Source organism: Methylovulum sp. (genome assembly GCF_028687615.1).
Lineage (GTDB): Bacteria > Pseudomonadota > Gammaproteobacteria > Methylococcales > Methylomonadaceae > Methylovulum.
Window position 1 is genome coordinate 83,973 of sequence record NZ_JAQTZU010000007.1, and the last position, 16,760, is coordinate 100,732.

Annotated in this window: 15 protein-coding genes and 2 pseudogenes; 12 read left to right on the forward strand and 5 right to left on the reverse strand. The window is 50.3% G+C overall.

Annotated features, from left to right (window positions below; all coding sequences use genetic code 11):
• The first annotated feature begins 1 nt into the window (after position 1).
• The 5 genes from PHH59_RS05840 to PHH59_RS05860 are packed head-to-tail and all read left to right on the forward strand — an operon-like array spanning position 2 to position 5,175.
• Positions 2-946: an NADH-quinone oxidoreductase subunit H gene (locus tag PHH59_RS05840; protein WP_300012635.1), complete on the forward strand. Its 945-nt coding sequence runs from the start codon at positions 2-4 to the stop codon at positions 944-946.
• Positions 946-1,623, forward strand: a complete 678-nt coding sequence (locus PHH59_RS05845; protein ID WP_300012638.1) for a formate hydrogenlyase — start codon at positions 946-948, stop codon at positions 1,621-1,623. The genes PHH59_RS05840 and PHH59_RS05845 overlap by 1 nt, the downstream gene beginning before the upstream one ends.
• Positions 1,620-3,083, forward strand: a complete 1,464-nt coding sequence (locus PHH59_RS05850) for a hydrogenase 4 subunit F (protein ID WP_300012641.1) — start codon at positions 1,620-1,622, stop codon at positions 3,081-3,083. Before PHH59_RS05845 ends, PHH59_RS05850 begins: the two co-directional genes overlap by 4 nt.
• Positions 3,080-4,657: an NADH-quinone oxidoreductase subunit C gene (locus tag PHH59_RS05855; protein ID WP_300012644.1), complete on the forward strand. Its 1,578-nt coding sequence runs from the start codon at positions 3,080-3,082 to the stop codon at positions 4,655-4,657. The genes PHH59_RS05850 and PHH59_RS05855 overlap by 4 nt, the downstream gene beginning before the upstream one ends.
• Positions 4,658-4,665: 8 nt before the next feature.
• Entirely contained in the window at positions 4,666-5,175 is a 510-nt protein-coding gene (locus PHH59_RS05860) for an NADH-quinone oxidoreductase subunit B family protein (protein WP_300012647.1), read from the forward strand.
• Between the two features lie 407 nt (positions 5,176-5,582).
• Here PHH59_RS05860 and PHH59_RS05865 read toward each other — a convergent pair whose 3' ends face one another.
• Positions 5,583-8,288 (reverse strand): Rne/Rng family ribonuclease, encoded by a 2,706-nt coding sequence (locus PHH59_RS05865; RefSeq protein WP_300012649.1) that lies wholly within the window; start codon positions 8,286-8,288, stop codon positions 5,583-5,585.
• Between the two features lie 500 nt (positions 8,289-8,788).
• Here PHH59_RS05865 and rluC point away from each other — a divergent pair, with 500 nt between their 5' ends.
• The 6 genes from rluC to PHH59_RS05895 all read left to right on the forward strand — a co-directional run bounded on the left by rluC (position 8,789) and on the right by PHH59_RS05895 (position 13,848).
• Positions 8,789-9,751, forward strand: a complete 963-nt coding sequence (gene rluC, locus PHH59_RS05870) for a 23S rRNA pseudouridine(955/2504/2580) synthase RluC (protein ID WP_300012652.1) — start codon at positions 8,789-8,791, stop codon at positions 9,749-9,751.
• Complete coding sequence (locus PHH59_RS05875; protein ID WP_300012655.1) at positions 9,735-10,382, forward strand: HAD-IA family hydrolase; 648 nt, start codon at positions 9,735-9,737, stop codon at positions 10,380-10,382. The genes rluC and PHH59_RS05875 overlap by 17 nt, the downstream gene beginning before the upstream one ends.
• Before the next feature lie 12 nt (positions 10,383-10,394).
• On the forward strand, positions 10,395-11,363 hold the full coding sequence (locus tag PHH59_RS05880; protein WP_300012658.1) for a S49 family peptidase: 969 nt from the start codon (positions 10,395-10,397) through the stop codon (positions 11,361-11,363).
• Between the two features lie 152 nt (positions 11,364-11,515).
• Positions 11,516-11,791 carry a hypothetical protein gene (locus PHH59_RS05885; protein ID WP_300012661.1) on the forward strand — a complete coding sequence of 92 codons (276 nt, stop codon included), beginning with the start codon at positions 11,516-11,518 and terminating at the stop codon, positions 11,789-11,791.
• A gap of 24 nt (positions 11,792-11,815) precedes the next feature.
• Positions 11,816-12,490, forward strand: coding sequence for a response regulator transcription factor (locus PHH59_RS05890; protein ID WP_300012664.1), 675 nt, complete (start codon positions 11,816-11,818; stop codon positions 12,488-12,490).
• Positions 12,491-12,504: 14 nt separating this feature from the next.
• A complete protein-coding gene (locus tag PHH59_RS05895; protein ID WP_300012667.1) occupies positions 12,505-13,848 on the forward strand; it encodes an ATP-binding protein in 1,344 nt (447 codons plus the stop codon).
• A gap of 87 nt (positions 13,849-13,935) precedes the next feature.
• Here PHH59_RS05895 and PHH59_RS05900 read toward each other — a convergent pair.
• The 4 genes and pseudogenes from PHH59_RS05900 to PHH59_RS05915 all read right to left on the reverse strand — a co-directional run.
• A pseudogene (locus PHH59_RS05900) lies at positions 13,936-14,265 on the reverse strand (NAD-binding protein); the annotation flags it as partial.
• Positions 14,266-14,268: 3 nt separating this feature from the next.
• Positions 14,269-14,501: pseudogene (locus PHH59_RS05905) on the reverse strand (IS5/IS1182 family transposase); the annotation flags it as partial.
• Positions 14,502-14,542: 41 nt separating this feature from the next.
• On the reverse strand, positions 14,543-15,511 hold the full coding sequence (locus tag PHH59_RS05910; RefSeq protein WP_300012670.1) for a 2Fe-2S iron-sulfur cluster-binding protein: 969 nt from the start codon (positions 15,509-15,511) through the stop codon (positions 14,543-14,545).
• An 18-nt stretch (positions 15,512-15,529) separates the two neighbouring features.
• Complete coding sequence (locus PHH59_RS05915; RefSeq protein WP_300012672.1) at positions 15,530-15,916, reverse strand: group 1 truncated hemoglobin; 387 nt, start codon at positions 15,914-15,916, stop codon at positions 15,530-15,532.
• A gap of 170 nt (positions 15,917-16,086) precedes the next feature.
• Here PHH59_RS05915 and PHH59_RS05920 point away from each other — a divergent pair, with 170 nt between their 5' ends.
• Positions 16,087-16,728 (forward strand): methanogen output domain 1-containing protein, encoded by a 642-nt coding sequence (locus PHH59_RS05920; RefSeq protein ID WP_300012674.1) that lies wholly within the window; start codon positions 16,087-16,089, stop codon positions 16,726-16,728.
• The last annotated feature ends 32 nt before the right edge of the window (positions 16,729-16,760 follow it).

Genomic DNA, 16,760 nt, shown 5'->3' on the forward strand with positions numbered 1-16,760 from the left:
AATGAACTGGTTAATCGCCATTCTACAAACCCTGTTATTCATCGTCTTGGCGCCGTTATTGGCGGGTTGGCTGAAGTGCTGCAAATGCCGCTTGCAAAATCGCAAGCCGCCCTCTTTGTTACAACCCTATCGCGATTTGATCAAGTTGACCAGTAAACAACCGGTCGTTGCCGGGCAGGCCTCGTGGTTATTTCCTATCGCGCCGTACCTGGTGTTTTCGGCAACGGTGTTGGCGGCAACCGTGGTGCCGTTGATTGCGGTTGACCTGCCGACCTCCGCCAGCGCCGATGTCATTGTCATGGTGGGCTTTTTTGCCTTCGCCCGCTTTTTTCTGGCCTTGGCGGGGCTGGACATTGGCACGGCTTTCGGCGGCATGGGCTCATCCAGGGAAATGACCATTTCGTCGCTGGCTGAACCGGCGATGCTGATGGCTATTTTTACGCTGACCATGACCGCTTCAACGACGAACTTATCGGTCGCCATCAACCATGTGCTCAATGACGGCCTGATATTGCGGCCCTCGTTTGTGTTTGCCCTGTTTGCGCTGATATTGGTCGCCATCGCGGAAACCGGGCGCATTCCTGTCGATAACCCGTCCACGCATCTGGAGCTGACCATGATCCATGAAGCGATGATCCTGGAATACAGTGGCCGCCATTTGGCGCTGATTGAATGGGCGAGCCAGCTCAAACTCATGCTCTATGGCGTCTTGATCGCGAATATTTTTTTCCCGTGGGGTATCGCTGAAAGCTTTACTGCACAAGCCTTAGGCTATGGTTTGCTCGCGATTATGGGCAAGCTTGCCGTCTTGGCGATATTTCTGGCGATAGCAGAGACCCTGGTTGCAAAAATGCGCTTGTTTCGGGTGCAGGAGTACCTCAGTTTTGCCTATCTGTTAGGGCTGCTGGGGATGTTGAGCCACATCATTTTGGAGGCGTCACGCTAATGAATATTGAACAACAGGATTTTTATACCCAGGCCATTTTATCCCTGGCGGCATTGGTGGGTCTCACCTCGTTTCTGATGTTAGGGCAAGGGCGTTTGTTACGATTGATCTTTATCTTTGCCATGCAGGGGTTTTTATTGACCTTGACGGCGGCATTGGCGGCCTACAGTCTGGATAACCCGCATTTATATATTTCCGCCGCGCTGACGTTGGTGCTGAAAGTGATCTTCATACCCTGGATGCTACGGCGTGAAGTCATCCAAATGAACACCCACCGCGATATCGAAGCCTTGCACAACAAAACGACGGTGATGCTGGGCGGGGCCAGCCTGATGGTGTTCAGTTATTATGTCCTGAATCCGGTTGTGCAAACCACCTCGCCGGTCATGCTGAATGCCTTGGCGGTCAGCCTTTCCGTGGTGCTGTTAGGCATGTTGCTGATGATCTCGCATCGCCAGGCCGTCGCCCACGTCGTGGGTTTTATGGCTATAGAAAACGGCCTATTTTTCGCCGCCATCGTCGCCACCAATGGTATGCCGATGGTGGTGGAGCTGGGTGTGGCTTTTGATGTGCTGGTGGCTGCGGTGTTGTTCGGTATTTTCTTCTTTCATATACGCACCAGTATCGATTCGCTGGATGTTGACAGGTTAAACCGCTTGCATGAGGTGGATAAATGATCGCCGCCTATCTGGTCTTATTGATCCCTTTTATTGGCATTGTGTTTTTTGCGCTGGCCGGGCACAAGGCGGATACCGGGAAACTGAATGTCCGGTTTAACGCCGTCTGTCTGTTGGCAACGGTATGGCTGGCGATTAACGTGCTGAATCAAGGCACGCTCCTGTCTTCAGGCAAGGCGTTTTTGATTGACCCGTTCAATGTCTATTTGATTGTGCTGACGGCGTTTGTTGGATTCACCACGTCGATTTTTTCCTCGCCTTATATGGCGCATGAAAAGGAATTGGGCAAGCTCACGGATAAACGCTTAAGGCTTTATTACTCCATGTACCAGGGTTTTATGTTGGCGATGTATCTGGTGCTGACCACCAACAATATGGGGGTCATGTGGGTGGCGATGGAGGGCGCGACATTGGCCACGGTGCTGCTGGTCAGTTTGTACCGCACCCCTGAATCCATTGAAGCGGCCTGGAAATATTTTATCCTTTGCGGCGTGGGCATTGCCCAAGCCCTGTTCGGCACCATTTTGCTGTATTACGCCGCCGTGCAGGTGGGTGACGTGGAAAACTCCCTGTTGTGGTCGGTGCTTTATGAAAATGCCAGTAAATTGAATCCGGAAATACTTGAGATAGCCTTTGTTTTCATGCTGATAGGTTATGGTACGAAAATCGGTCTGGTGCCCTTGCATAACTGGTTGCCCGATGCCCATTCCGAAGGCCCGACGCCGATGTCGGCGGTGTTGTCAGGATTATTGTTGAACGATGCCTTATATGCCGTCGTCCGCAATAAGATGTTGGTGGATGGCGCCAGCCATTCCGATATGGCCGGCCATTTGATGATGGGCTTTGGCATGCTGTCGTTTCTGGTGGCTGCGTTTTTCTTACATCGGCAGAAGGACATCAAACGATTGTTTAGTTATTCATCCATCGAACACATGGGCATCATGACTTTTGCCTTTGGTATCGGCGGGCCTTTAGCCACTTTTGCCGCGTTGCTGCACATGACCGTGCATTCACTGACCAAATCGGCCATTTTTGTGACGGTAGGCCATGCTTCACAAGTTGCCGGCACCCAAAGCATGGAAAAGATCCGTGGTTTGATAAAAACCCAACCACGGATTGGTTGGGGGTTATTGATAGGCACGGTCGCCATTGCCGGCTTCCCCCCTTTTGGCGTGTTTACCAGCGAGTTTTTGGTATTGTTAGCGACGATGCACAGCTATCCTTGGCTGACGCCACTGCTGCTGCTGGGTATCGGCATTGCCTTTGCCGGATTGTTCAGACATATACAACCGATGGTTTACGGCAATCAACCGGAAGGCCAATTACCCGTTAAGGCGAACCTGTGGCCGGTGATGATCCATCTGGGTTTAGTGTTGTGGCTGGGTTTGGCCATTCCCGGCTTTTTGGCCAACTGGTTTTCACAAGCGACCTTGTTAATTTCCGGGAGCACACCGTTATGAGCGCTTCAAACTGGACGACGGATTTTTTGAACCAGCTTACTGCCGCCGCAATTACCGTTGAACAATTCAGCTTGCCATCGACAACTTTGTGGCAAATCGAAAGCGGACATTGGCAACAGTTCGCCGACTACGCGCTGGCGCAACAACTGCGTTGGGTAGCCGGATGGGCGGAGCACGTTGAAGGCCGGTTATTCATCAATGCCTGTTTTGAAAAACAAGGTGTGTATGTGCTGTCAAGGGCTATTGTCAATGCCGCGAAACCGGAATTGCCCTCACAAGCCACGGTTTATCCTGCCGCCAGCCGCAGTGAACGCCACACCCAGGATATGTTTGGCATCCATTTTACGGGACACCCCGACCATAGACGCTGGACACGTCATCAAGCCTGGGCCAAACACGATTATCCCTTACGCAAGGATTTTCCTGTGCAGGGCGGGCCGGAAACCGTCACGCCACCTGATAAGGAGTATCCATTTGTTAAAGCGCACGGGGAGGGGGTTTATGAAATCCCCGTAGGCCCTATCCATGCCGGTATCATTGAACCTGGGCATTTTCGCTTTCAGGCGGTGGGCGAACTGATTTTGAATCTGGAAGAACGCTTGGGTTATGTGCACAAAGGCATAGAGAAAATTGCCGAAGGCCGGACGCCGGAAGCTTTAGCGCGTCTGGCCGGGCGGGTTTCCGGCGACACCACCGTGGGGCATTGCTGGGCGGCTTGCCGGGCAATGGAGCAAGCCACCGGCATTGAAATCCCCCCGCGTGCGGCTTTGCTACGCGGCATTTTGGCGGAACGCGAACGGGTCGCCAACCATCTGGGCGATATGGGCGCGATTTGTAATGATGTCGCCTTCATTTTTGCGCACATGCAGTTTAGCCGCTTGCGTGAACTGTGGCTGCGCACCAATGCCGCTGTTTTTGGCCATCGTTTGTTAATGGACAGGATTGTGCCGGGCGGTGTCGTGTGTGATTTATCTGAAGCGGACTGCGCCTTGATTGAACGGGAGTGCGTCCGGTTAAGCAAAGAACTGTCAGAAATCATGCCGGCGATAGACCTTAACTCGTCCCTGGAAGACCGGCTGTACACGGCGGGTTACTTGTCGCCGGAAATCGCCGCCGCGTTGGGTACGGTCGGTTACGTCGGCCTGGCCAGCGGACAGGATAGGGATGTCCGCCGCGACGCGCCTTATCCGCCTTACGATCAAGCCAGCTTTAAAGTCGCGTTGGAAGACAAGGGTGATGTCGCCTCAAGATTCTGGGTACGGTACAAGGAAATCAATGCGTCATTGAAACTCATCAAGCAATTTATAGCGCAACTTGCGGCAGGCGACACGCTGGCTGAATGGCAAACGCCACCCGCAGGCAGTGAAAGTTTAGGCATAGTTGAAGGTTGGCGCGGGGAAATCATCGCTTATATCCGCTTTGATGCCGGCAATAAAATCGCCCGTTATTATCCACGCGACCCTAGCATCCTGAACTGGCCTGCATTGGAAAAACTGGTGCTGAACAATATCGTGCCGGATTTTCCTGTGTGCAACAAATCCCTGAATGGCTCTTATTCAGGCAACGATTTATAGGAGGCGGTGTGCTGCGGTTGTTTAAAAAAATTATCACCACCGGTGTCGTCACCGAGAAGTATAAAGTCCCTAAGGACGATGAACTGGAAAAGCTGGGTATCCAGATCAAACGCCACATCGACAAGCAATTTTCCGGCAGCATTGCCATACGGCAGGTCGATGCAGGCTCCTGCAATGGTTGCGAACTGGAAATCCACGCGCTCAATAACCCTTATTATGATATTGAACGTTTTGGCATTCATTTTGTGGCGTCGCCACGTCATGCCGATGTGTTATTAGTGACCGGCCCCGTGTCGCGGCATATGCAGACGGCATTATTACGCACTTATGAAGCGACACCGAATCCCAAATGGGTGGTTGCGGTCGGGGACTGCGCCGCTTGCGGGGGGGAATTCGGGGTCTCTTACGCCAGTTGCGGCGCGGTAGCCAATGTCATACCCGTGGACATGGTCATAGCCGGTTGTCCGCCTACGCCGCATGCGTTAATGAAGGGGCTGCTGGGGCTTATGAAGGGGTAAAAACTTTTCCGGTTTGACGCTTGCCGCCACCCGTTTTTACCCGCATTTTGGCTTCATACCTTTTCACCGCCTAGCACCACGTCATGGCTGGGCAATTCCGTCGCCACCACGGGAGATTCACGGGAGATTCACGGGAGATTCACGGGAGGGTAGTCCTGCAATCGGAATGATAAGGCATTTGTCAAGTCATTCACTGAAACGACTGCGCGTCCTTTAAGGACGGGCAGTCATACCCATAAAACGGCAAGTTTGACTTTTTACAAATCATTCCGATTGCAGGGCCACCAATTTTCCCATAAGTTCTTGCGTATAGTTTTGAGACCGTGCGGGAACTTATGAAACAATTAATATGCTTGTGTTTTAGGCTAATTAGGAGTGCAAAATAGTTTACACTCCTATTTCATCGCTTAGTTTTCTGGGTCGGGTTTATTAGCCGCCACGTTTTCGCTTATCGCCACTGTTTCGGTCACCGGCTGGCTGGTTTCCACCTGATGTTCGATGGCGGTTTGCTGGGGCACGGATTCCTGTTGGATAGACTGGACATTGTCTTGCACAACAACGGCTTCAGAAGCTTGCTCTGACCATGCGGGCGGGGCGGCTTCAATAGCTGGGGCCACGGGTTCAGAAGCTTCAGATGCCTGGACTGGAGGCTTCGCTTCTTCATAAACGGGTTCAAAATGTTCAACAGGTGCGTAAACAGTTTGCACGCTTGACGCAAAGTTTTTCGCTTCGCTATCAAGATTTTGGGCAATCTGTAAATTTTCCTCAGTTTTCTCGGTTTTTTCTAGTTGTGCACTGGAATTATCGGGTAATGACGGCTCGAAATCTTTAAAGCTTTGTTCGCCATCATTTTCATGTGCAGCTTCATGTACAGCCAACCCTTCCTCACCATCAGAATTGCCTTCACCATCGTCTTCTGGCTTTTTGTAGTTAGGATTACGTGGTCTTCTGCGGTTCGGGCCGCGTCTGCCCGAACGTTTGGATGAAGAATTCTTGGTTGCTTGATCGTCGCCGGAGGTTTCAACGGCATTTTCAGAATCCGTTAGGGATGCCACCAATTCAGCTTCTTCGTTGCTGTCATAAGCGCCGTTATCGTGCAGTTCATCAGACACTTCCTGCGGTGCGTTTGCCGAAGGTGGCGGAATAATGTTCGGTCTGACATTGCGTCCAGGTGCTCTAAACTGGCGTGGGGTTTGCGTTGATGATTCCCCCGCAGGTTTTTCCGGGGTGGGTTTTTCTTGCTTGTCGGGTTCCTGGTTTGTCGTTGGTTCGCGCTCACGGTCACGATTGTAATTTTTGTTCCGGTTACGTTTCCGGCTGGAACTACGGCTACGGCTGGATGGCGGGTTGCCATTGGTTTTCGTTTCAACAACTTCCACGGGTTCGGCGGCAACTTCGGGTGTCTCGTTCCCATTGTTTTCTGGTTCGTTGGCAACCACGCTGACCAGTTTGTGCCAGAAGCGTTTGATCAAACCGGCGGCTTCATTTTTATGCGTGATGGGCTCAGGAACATCATGGGTAAATTCTTGGATAAACGGTTTTTCCACTTTGCTTTTCATTTGTTGGGCAAAGTCTGGAATGGCGATTTCTTCGGCTTTTATCTGGATGTAACTGGGTTTTTCATCAGCAGCCGTTTCTTTTTCCTTGATGCGCTCAATTTCGTAAGCGGGGGTTTCCATGTGTTTGCTGGGCAAAATGACGATGCCGACTTTCAAGCGGTTTTCAATTTGCTCAATGGCACTACGTTTTTCATTCAACAAAAAAGTCGCGGATTCAATCGGCAAATGCACGATGACTTTTTCCGTGCTTTTTTTCATTGCCTCTTCTTCAATCAGACGCAGCACCGACAAGGCCACCGATTCTACGTTTCTGATCGTGCCTTGGCCTTTACAGCGGGGGCAGATGATTTGCGTGGAATCGCCTAAAGAAGGCCGCATCCGTTGCCGTGACATTTCCAGTAAACCGAATCTGGAGATTTTTCCGGTTTGGATGCGGGCGCGGTCTATTTTAATCGCATCCCGTAGATGGTTTTCGACACTGCGCTGGTTTTTGTTGGACATCATGTCGATGAAGTCGATGACAAACAGGCCGCCTAAGTCACGCAACCTGAGCTGGCGGGCAATTTCTTCCGCCGCTTCCAGGTTGGTGTTGAGTGCGGTTTCCTCAATGTCGCTGCCTTTGGTGGCGCGAGCCGAGTTGATGTCTATCGAGGTCAAGGCTTCGGTGTGGTCGATGACGATGGAGCCGCCAGACGGCAAGGACACTTCGCGGTTGTAGGCGACTTCAATCTGCGCTTCGATTTGGTAGCGGTTGAACAATGGCACGGCGTCTTGGTACAACTTGGCTTTGGGCAAGAAATGCGGCATGACTTGCTTCAAGAATTTTTGTACCAAGGCAAAGGATTCTTGGTTGTCGATCAATATTTCATCGACATCGCCGCGTAAATGGTCACGCAGGGCGCGGATGATGACATTGCTTTCCTGAAACACCAAAAACGGGGCTTTTTGTTCGGTGGCGGAGCGTTCGATGGATTCCCACAACTGCATCAGGTAATTCAAATCCCATTGCAGTTCTTCGGCGTTTTTGCCACAACCGGCGGTGCGGACGATCAAACCCATGTTGTCAGGGATGGTCAAGGAAGCCATGACTTCGCGCAATTCACTGCGGGTGTCGCCTTCAATGCGCCGGGAAATGCCGCCGGCTTTGGGATTATTCGGCATCAGCACCAAATAAGTGCCAGCCAAACTGATGTAGGTGGTCAAGGCCGCGCCTTTGTTGCCGCGCTCTTCCTTTTCAATTTGCACGACAATTTCCTGGCCTTCTTTGATCAGGTCTTTTACAGAGGCACGGCGGCCTTCTTCGGCACCTTCCGGCGCATTACGGTAAGCGGGGGAGATTTCTTTGAAAGGTAAAAAACCGTGTTTTTCTGCGCCGTAATTGATGAATGCCGCTTCTAAACTGGGTTCTACGCGGGTGATGATGCCTTTATAAATATTGGATTTTTTTTGTTCTTTTGATGGTACTTCTATGTCAAAATCATATAGTTTTTGACCGTCTACCAAAGCGACCCGCAGTTCTTCCGCCTGCGTGGCGTTGATAAGCATTCTTTTCATTGTGTATCCTTGTTGTGTCCTGCTCCGTGGTCAGACTTTATTAATCAGACTGGCTTAATTCCTAGTGCAAAGTGGGTAGTCAATACAATATGGCGATAGTGGGTAAAAAAACACCATCAATTTGGCTTTTTAAAGTGTCATTGTTGTTTTTCAGCGCGATATTGTCAGTATCTTGATCTTCAGCGGATGAAGACAACGGTACCGGCGCTCACAAACACGAAGTCAAACCAGTCTTGGGGTAAATTCTGTTTTCAGCAGGAGTTTAAAATCGCGCATCTAGGGTCGAGCGATGAACCCAAAAAATCTTGTGTTATGAAGCCTAAGTCAAGCGGCATTATGTTTGCCTTGTTATCTTCATTGGTTTGCCCCAAGCCGGTTTTATGGTTAATCAGCGGGGCGGGTATGTTTTTTTTGAAAACGTGCCTAATATAGCAACCTTATCGCCCTACAGCAATTTAAAGAATCAATCCAGTCCATAATACTGATATTATTAACTCATAATGACCATAACAGAACACAGCCCGTCCCCAAAAGTCCAATTGGTCGAAATCACCGAAGAACAATGTGACCAACGTTTGGACAATTTTTTAATCACGTTTCTGAAAGGTGTGCCGAAAAGCCATATTTACCGGATCGTCCGTAAAGGTGAAGTGCGCGTCAATAAGGGTAGGGTGGATGTCAAATACCGGCTGGAAACAGGCGATGTCGTGCGCGTCCCACCTGTGCGGGTTGCGGAAAAAGCCCCCGAATTGTTTGTCGGCCAACATTTGCAAGACGCGCTGGAACAAGGTGTGCTGTTTGAAGACGACGCTTTTATGATTATCAATAAACCTGCCGGTTACGCCGTGCATGGTGGCAGTGGGGTCAATTCCGGCATTATCGAAGGTTTACGCTCTATCAGGCCGAACGCGCCATTTTTGGAACTGGTGCATCGTCTGGATAAAGACACCTCCGGCTGTTTGCTGATCGCCAAAAAACGCAGCGCCTTAAAAAAACTGCATACGCTGTTCCGTGAAGACCAAGTCCAGAAAACCTATATCGCTTTGCTGGCAGGGCAATGGCTTAGAAAAAAGCTGGTCGTCAACGCCCCTCTACAAAAAAACATCAGTCAAGGCGGCGAACGCATGGTGTTTGTCAGCAAAACGGGTAAAGATGCAGAAACCTTGTTCCGGCGGATCAAACTGTTTGCCGATTCCACGTTGGTCGAAGCGTCGCCCAAAACGGGGCGCACCCACCAAATCCGCGTCCATGCCGCCACCAGTTTGGGCCATCCGATAGTCGGCGACGAGCGCTATGGTCAAGATGAAGTCAACAAGGCTTTCCGTAGCCGTGGTTTCAAACGGATGTTTTTACACGCCGCCATTTTGCAATTTGAACATCCGGTCACAGGTGAAATGTTGACCACTTCAGCCCCATTACCTCAACAACTAGATAATTTACTAATTTATGAAGAAAGCATTTGATTTGATCATATTCGATTGGGACGGCACTTTAATCGATTCGATAGACTGGATAGTCCATTGTTTACAAAAAGCGGGGGCGTTGAGCGATTGCGCCATCCCCGAACAGCAGGCCGCCAAAGATGTGATAGGGCTTAGCATTGATAAAGCCATGCAGGCTTTGTTTCCCGAAGCCGACGATCAAAAAATCGAAAAACTGGTGCGCCATTACAGGGAAGAATATTTTTCCAAACAACCCAGCCCGGATGATTTGTTCACGGGTGTTTATGACATGTTGGTGCAGCTAAAAGCGGACGGGTATTTACTTGCCGTCGCCACTGGCAAAGCCCGCGCCGGTCTTGATCAAGCACTGGCTGGTACCGGCACGGGGGACTTGTTCATCACCACGCGTTGCGCTGATGAAACGGCCTCCAAACCAGACCCGCGCATGTTGCATGAAATCATGGCGCACACCCAAGTCGATAAAACACGGGTGTTGATGGTCGGCGATTCCATCCACGATTTGCAAATGGCCCAAAATGCGCAAATTGCGTCCATCGCCGTGGCTTGTGGCGCACATAGCGAAGACTTCTTGCAACAATACAAGCCCTTGCGCTGTCTACAATTGCCTACGCAATTACTGGATTTAATTTAAGGTTAAAATTTAATGAAAAATCAACAAGATAACTTGAAAAATACTGCTGACGGAACCAATTGGGAGCGGGCAGTTTTAGAAAAACTGGCGTTTTCAGCACTTTCCGAACAAAAAGCCACCCGTCGCTGGGGGATTTTTTTTAAATCCTTAATGTTTTTATATTTGTTGGTGTTATTGGGGGTGGCGGTTTATCCAAAAATTAAATTGGATCATAATTCATCCAGCCAGCATACCGCTGTCATTGATCTGGTCGGCATGATCGCCGAAGGTAAGGATGCCAACGCAGAGGATTTGATTGAAAGCCTGCGAGATGCCGTTAAAGATGAAAATACCAAAGGGATCATCATCCATGCCAATTCCCCCGGTGGTAGTCCGGTGCAATCGGCTTATGTTTACGATGAAATCCGCAAAATCAAAAAAGAGCATCCGCAATTACCAATTTATGCTGTCGTTAGCGATATTTGCGCATCCGGTTGTTATTACATAGCTTCAGCCAGCGACAAGATTTTTGTCAATCCTGCGAGCTTGATCGGCTCCATCGGCGTGTTGATGGACGGCTTCGGTTTTGTTGATGCCATGAAAAATCTCGGCGTAGAACGACGCTTGTTGACGGCCGGGGCGCACAAAGCCATGCTTGATCCGTTCTCGCCGCCTAAAGAAGATGAAACTGTCTACATGAAAGACTTGCTGAACCAAGTCCATCAGCAATTTATCACCGCCGTAAAAGCCGGACGTGGCGACCGCTTAAAAGAAACGCCGGATATGTTTTCCGGTTTGGTCTGGACCGGGGAGGCCGGCGTAAAATTGGGTATCGCCGATGATTTTGCCAATGAAGACACCGTCGCCCGCGAAATGATTGGCGCCGAGAAGCGGGTTGATTTTACGCAACGGGAAGCGTTGATTGACAAATTGGCGGGGAAATTGGGTGCGGCATTTGAACGTGCGATCAGTAGTGTGTTGCAAACACCGTCTTTGCGCTGAGGGCATACGCGCCTTATGCTTATTTTATGCGTGCAATTAAGTTATGTGTGCAATTAAGCGCGGGTTCAGGGTCATCGGATACCTTGTTGCAACAACAGAAAGAATAAACCGTTCTTTATGTATGGCTCCAACTAACCATTTCAGGAAATTTTATGAAAAACCTCATTCAAACCACCATACTGGTGCTGTTACTGGGGAATAACTGTTTTGCCGAAGACGGTAACATCAACCCCTTACCCGCCGCCCAAACCATCAGTCTGGAGAGGGCCGCCAACCAAGTGATCCAGGACGAACATAACCGCCTACTGGGTGCTGAAACCGAACAAATTGACGACAAATCCGTCCATGTGATTAAAGTCCTGACCGAACAAGGCCATATCCGCCACTATAAATTTGATGCCGTAACTGGCCAATTGCTTGGCAACTAACTCCACAACACACGGTTACCTACTATGCGTATTTTAGTTGTTGAAGATGAAATAACCCTTTGCGAACAAATCCAACATTTTTTTGCCGAACGGGGGTTTGCCGTCGACACCGCCCATAACGGTGCCGACGGTTTTTACATGGGCAAGGAATTCCCGATTGATGCGGCGGTGATAGACATCGGCTTGCCGGATTTTTCCGGCATCGAACTGATCAAACGCCTGCGTAAAAATAAAATCATCATACCCATTTTGATTCTGACGGCGCGTAGCCGTTGGCAGGAAAAAGTCGAAGGCCTGGAAGCCGGCGCCGATGATTATCTGGTCAAGCCTTTCCATTATGAAGAATTGCTGGCGCGGATCAACGCGCTGATCCGCCGTTCGGCGGGGCAGGCGCATCCGATCCTGACCCATGACAATATCGAACTCGACACCGTCGCCCAGGAAGTCAGCGTCTCCGGTATTAAACTGGAACTCACCGCTTACGAATACAAGGTGTTGGAATACCTGATGTTCCGCAAGGGCGAGCTGATTTCCAAATCGGTGTTGACCGCGCATATTTACGATGAAGATTTTGACCGCGACAGCAACGTCATCGAAGTGTTCATCGGACGCTTGCGTAAAAAACTCGACCCCGACGGGACCCGCAAACCGATAGAAACCCTGCGCGGACGCGGTTACCGCATTCCAGCCACATCCTGACGCAGGTATCGCACTTGCGCCTAAAATCCTTAAGTTTCCGCCTGCTCATCGCCGAGGGCTTGGCGCTGACCGTCTTTTTTGCACTGGTTGCAGTCATCCTCGAACAAGGCTTTCGTGACAGTGCCGAAAAAGCCTTGGAAGAACGTTTGCAAGTGCAAATTTATTCCTTGCTGTCATCGGCGGAAATCAATAATTCGGGCGAGTTGAAAATGCCCGAACATTTGCCGGAGCCGCGTTTTATCAATCCGGGTTCCGGGCTTTATGGCTTTATCCAGCAGAAAAAAAACCAATTGATCTGGCGTTCACCGTCCGCCATCGGTTTGGATGTCATCACCCCGCCGCCGTTAAATGTCGGCGACTCGTACTTTTCTTTCGACAAACATGGGCGGTATGTGCTGCATTACGAGGTGTATTGGCAAAACATCGCGGGCATTGAGCGCGAATATACGTTTACCGTCGCCGAAGACGCCCAGTTCGTCAGGAACCAGGTCGAACAATTACAGGAGACCTTGCGCGTCTGGTTGTTGTTTATCGGCGTGGTCTTGGTCACCATCCAATTTACCTTGTTACGTTGGAGCTTAAAGCCTTTGCGTTCCATCGCCACCGATCTGGAAGCTATTGAAAAAGGGAATAAAACCCATCTGGACGGCGAATATCCCAGTGAATTGAAAGGCTTGGTCGGCAACCTCAACGCTTTTATCAGCATGGAGAGGGCGCATCTGGAACGCTATCGCAACAACCTTGCCGATCTCGCGCATAGTTTAAAGACCCCGCTGGCGATTTTGCGCGGTTGTGTGGAATCATTCAGCGCCAATACCGAAACGGTCAAAGAACAAATCTCGCGCATGGATGAAATTGTCGAATACCAACTGCACCGCGCCGCCGCCAAAGGTGGGCAGAAAACCATCAAAACCGTCGATTTGCCGGAGATAACCAATAAAATCATCGCGTCGTTAAACAAAGTCTATCTGGATAAAGGCATCACCATCACCGCCGTTATGCCGGAGTCTTTGCCGATTTATTGTGAAGAAGGCGATATGTATGAAATTATCGGTAACTTGCTCGACAACGCCTGTAAATGGTGCAAGCAGAACGTCAAAATCAGCGTCTTGCTGAACATCCGCAATAACCGCCGGAATTTTTCCGTGTTGATACAAATTGAAGACGACGGCCCTGGAATCCCGCCTGGTAAATTTAACGAAATACTAAAACGCGGTGTCAGGGCGGATGAAAATATCCACGGCCACGGCATTGGCATGAGCGTGGTTTATGAACTGGTCAATTTGCTGGGTGGTAAATTGGAAGGCGGTAAAAGTGCGGCCTTGGGCGGGATGAAATGGGGGGTTTATTTGCCTTGAAATAGATCGTTTCAAGGCGTTGTTTTTATTTAAGATTGTTATCACTTCCTTGCTTGGGAAACCAACAGGAAAGGGTCGGACAGGTTTTCTCAATCGATACAACGCCGATATGTCTTCATCCCCATAGCCTTCCGCCATCAACCGTTCGTAGTCGGTAACGGTCATCGCCGACAAAGGGATGGCGACATGGGCTTTTTCCGCCATGCGTTGGCAGATTTTCAAATCCTTATGGTGTAAAGCCAGCTTAAAGCCCGGCGCAAACGCCAAGGCTTCTGTCACCGCTTGGTTGATGCCCGCACATAAGACTTGGTTGACCGCTTTGGTCGCTTGCCCGGAACCAGTAGGGCCGATATGGATAATGCGTGAAGACATGGCTTCCAGCACCGGGCGCACTTTGTCCAACGTATCCGCATCGCCTCGCTTGAGCTGTGCTTCGAGTTTTTCGCTATGCCCATACGGCAACGCGCTGTGCCGCAGGGCATTGGCGTCTATCTTTTCGCCATCCAGGCCGGCTTGGGCATTTTCATCTCGTGCGCAAGCTTAAGGACTTGCCCAAACACCCCGGCCAATCCATTCAAAAAACGCCGCCGGCAGGTCGCCAAGGTGTCATGGTCGGGATGGCGGCCCGCTGCGATAAAACGAAACGCCACCGAAACGCGTCAACTGATGATATTAAATGTTTTTAAATCCTTCCTTATTTTCCCGCTATAAACGCATCGGCATAAATGTCCTTAAGCGACGCACCTTTTAGATAAGCCATTTTTTGGCTGTGTTTGACCATTTCTGGATGTCCGCACAAATATACCCGCCAACCTTTGAGGCTGTCCTTGTCCGCCAAGGCGAGGTCATGGGCACGGCCTTGTGCAAAGCCAGGCTTGCTGTGTTTCTCAGATAGGCAGGCGGTGTATTGGAAGTTGGCAAATTTTTCTTCCAGCTTGCGTAGTTCATCGCTTAGATACAAACCATCCGCATTACGGCTACCGTGGAATAAATGGATAACACCATTATGCCCTTGGTTAAGTGCGTCGTTGATGATGCCATATAGCGGGGCCAGGCCGCTGCCCGTGCCAATCAATAGCAGCGGTTGCCCGTGGTTTCCTGGCAGGTAATAACAATTGCCTTGCGCTTGTGACAGGGTGACGGGGCTGCCAATAGCCAGTTCATCATGTGCCCAGTTGCTGAATTGTCCTTGCGGTAAGCGGCGGATGTGAAATTCTAAAAGATTCCCTGTTTGGGGGCTGATGGCGATGGAATAACTGCGCGTCAAGCCGTCGCCGCGCCGCAGGTTAATAAATTGTCCGGCGTAAAATTCCAGTGGGGTTTCGTATTGCAACACCAAGCGCAGAATATCCGGCGCGAGTAGTTGTTTTTTGATGACTACGGCATTAACGGCAAACGTTTGCTGGTCGGGCAGGGCGACGGTCATGTCCTGTTCGGGGTAACAGCGGCAAGCCAGGAAATAGTTTTGCCGCTGCAACGTGTCTTTAAGTCCGGTCTGGGAATTGGCGGGTGGAGCCACATTGAGGCAACGCATCAGGCAAGATTGGCAAACGCCTTGCCGGCAGCTATAGGGAATGCGGAGATTGGCTTTTAACAACGCATCCAGCAAGGTTTCATCGCCAGGGCAGGCGAATTGGGTTTCGCCTAAGCTAATTTGCGGCATGTGGCCCCCATCCAATGCTTATTTGCCTAATACGTCATTGCGCGTGGTTTCTGCCAGCGTGGCGACTTGGGTCACCAAGTTTTCAGGGACATTCAATTCGCGTAAAGTGGCGGTCAGGTTTTCCATCACGGCATCAAAATGGCTGTCGTCCAGCCCCATTTTCACGAAACGGGCATGGGCGTCACGCATGTCTTGCCCGGTGTAGTTGTTGGGGCCGCCAAAGGCCATCGTCAAAAAGGCTTTTTGTTTGGCGGCCTGTTGTTCCATGTCAACGTTGTCGAAGAAACGGTTGATACGGTAATCCGCCAGCACTTTGCGGTAAAAAATATCGACTGCCGCGTCGACTGCCGCCACGCCGCCGAGTTGGTCAAATAGGGATGCTGTGGTTGCTTGTGCTTCACTCATGGTCTGCTCCTCTTGTTGTGTTTATTGTTATAGGTTTAGTTTGGTTTGGCTAAGCTGGTCCGCTTACCGTCAGAAAGTGTATCTTAATGCAAAAACTTATGCAATATTTAACTTATAAAAGTTTTTTATGACATAATCGTTACCAATCAATGATTATCGGATGTACACAAATGTCACGGAAAATAAGTCCCCGCCAACATGAAATTCTTGAACAATTACTGGAAAACCGAGGTGGATTAAGTATGGATGCGCTGGCGATGGCATTGGATATTTCCCGGACCGCGATACAGCAACATTTTGTGACGCTGGAAGGGGACGGTTATATCAGGAAAACGACGCTGAATAAAACAGCCGGACGGCCGGTGACGATTTATGGCATTACCGATAAAGGCATTAATTATTTTCCCAAGCAATATGCGTGGTTTGCCGAATTAATCATCAGTGATTTGCAGGAAGAAATGGGCGAGGAGGCGTTTGCGGCTTATATGCAGCGTCTAGGCGGCAAATTGGCGGATAAATTAACAGCTCAGTTTGCAGGTAAAACGGCGGATGGACGCTTGCAGCAATTGTTACGGATCATGGCGGAACTGGGTTTTCAGGTGCAACAGGAAGTGGGGGCGGAAACAGGACAATCGGTGATTAAAGCCAGCAATTGCATTTATCACGATGTCGCCCAACAACATCCGGCACTGTGCCAGTTTGACCGGGCTTTGATGTCTTCGTTATTGGCAAAAGAAGTGCAGCAGTTAAGCTGTATGGCGAAGGGCGATTGTGTGTGCCGGTTTAGCATCGACACGGATTTGGGGAGTTAGGCGGTTTGTCCTCGTCTGGGTTGCCGCCGGCG

What these genes read in the sequence shown, in the direction of transcription:
- PHH59_RS05875 (WP_300012655.1), top strand. Translation starts at nt 9,735, where the DNA reads ATGAAGAAAGCATTTGATTTGATCATATTCGATTGGGACGGCACTTTA.
- PHH59_RS05855 (WP_300012644.1), top strand. Translation starts at nt 3,080, where the DNA reads ATGAGCGCTTCAAACTGGACGACGGATTTTTTGAACCAGCTTACTGCC.
- PHH59_RS05910 (WP_300012670.1), bottom strand. Translation starts at nt 15,511, where the DNA reads ATGCCGCAAATTAGCTTAGGCGAAACCCAATTCGCCTGCCCTGGCGAT.
- PHH59_RS05845 (WP_300012638.1), top strand. Translation starts at nt 946, where the DNA reads ATGAATATTGAACAACAGGATTTTTATACCCAGGCCATTTTATCCCTG.
- PHH59_RS05920 (WP_300012674.1), top strand. Translation starts at nt 16,087, where the DNA reads ATGTCACGGAAAATAAGTCCCCGCCAACATGAAATTCTTGAACAATTA.
- PHH59_RS05865 (WP_300012649.1), bottom strand. Translation starts at nt 8,288, where the DNA reads ATGAAAAGAATGCTTATCAACGCCACGCAGGCGGAAGAACTGCGGGTC.
- PHH59_RS05915 (WP_300012672.1), bottom strand. Translation starts at nt 15,916, where the DNA reads ATGAGTGAAGCACAAGCAACCACAGCATCCCTATTTGACCAACTCGGC.
- PHH59_RS05885 (WP_300012661.1), top strand. Translation starts at nt 11,516, where the DNA reads ATGAAAAACCTCATTCAAACCACCATACTGGTGCTGTTACTGGGGAAT.
- PHH59_RS05880 (WP_300012658.1), top strand. Translation starts at nt 10,395, where the DNA reads ATGAAAAATCAACAAGATAACTTGAAAAATACTGCTGACGGAACCAAT.
- PHH59_RS05840 (WP_300012635.1), top strand. Translation starts at nt 2, where the DNA reads ATGAACTGGTTAATCGCCATTCTACAAACCCTGTTATTCATCGTCTTG.
- rluC (WP_300012652.1), top strand. Translation starts at nt 8,789, where the DNA reads ATGACCATAACAGAACACAGCCCGTCCCCAAAAGTCCAATTGGTCGAA.
- PHH59_RS05890 (WP_300012664.1), top strand. Translation starts at nt 11,816, where the DNA reads ATGCGTATTTTAGTTGTTGAAGATGAAATAACCCTTTGCGAACAAATC.
- PHH59_RS05850 (WP_300012641.1), top strand. Translation starts at nt 1,620, where the DNA reads ATGATCGCCGCCTATCTGGTCTTATTGATCCCTTTTATTGGCATTGTG.